Consider the following 732-nt stretch of genomic DNA (forward strand, 5'->3'; position numbering starts at 1 on the left):
TTATTAACAACGGTAAGTCCTATGGCTAGTGCAAGTGAATCATTAGAAACACAAAAGGCAGTTAGTAACTCGAGTGCAGAAATTGAAAAAGATAATAAAGCTTTAGATGATTTGTTTCGAAATCCTGAATATGTAACTGAACAGACTATTAATAATTTGCCGACTAATCTTAAAGAAGGGACTTCAGAAAGAATTGGTGGTTCTTTTGCTGTAAAAAAAGGAATTAAGGCAATGATAAAAAACAAAAAAGCTGTTTTTTCAGGAGTTAAAAAGATAAGTCCTCGTGCTGGTAAGTCTTTAGAAAAACGTTGGGATAAATATGTTGAACCGGCTTTAAATAAGATTTTAAAACAAGAACAAGCTACGTGGGGGAATGTAGAAGGTCAAGTTGCTCAAGCGTTAATGGGAACTGGTATAAAAGACTCTTCTGCTCGCAGCATTGCTTACTGGGTATCTCAAGTAGGTCAAACTTTGATATAAGAGAGTGTGTTTTGAATGAATAATGAAGAATTAGAGTCTAAATTGTTGTTAATTAAGCAATCTATAGATGTTTTACAAGAAGAATTAGCACCTGATCTAAAAACAAAAGATTTAGTTTTATTACGTTACGGTTATAGCGTTCATGAAATTAAGAAGTTAAATGATTATTTATTTAAATTAACAATAAACGAGGATAAAGTAACCAAAAAAGAGTTTAAAGAAGTTTTATGTGATATAAGAGAAGTTCCTGAA

General features: G+C 31.4%; 2 protein-coding genes. Both read left to right on the forward strand.

Annotated elements, in window-relative coordinates; all coding sequences use genetic code 11:
* Positions 1-480 (forward strand): hypothetical protein (locus tag HMPREF2937_RS13610; RefSeq protein ID WP_180364605.1); only part of this gene is annotated, 480 nt, incomplete at its 5' end.
* Positions 481-495: 15 nt separating this feature from the next.
* The coding region (locus tag HMPREF2937_RS00690) for a hypothetical protein (RefSeq protein ID WP_070863815.1) at positions 496-732 on the forward strand (237 nt) is incomplete at its 3' end.

The organism is Staphylococcus sp. HMSC061G12, assembly GCF_001838465.1.
Classification (GTDB): Bacteria; Bacillota; Bacilli; order Staphylococcales; family Staphylococcaceae; genus Staphylococcus; species Staphylococcus simulans.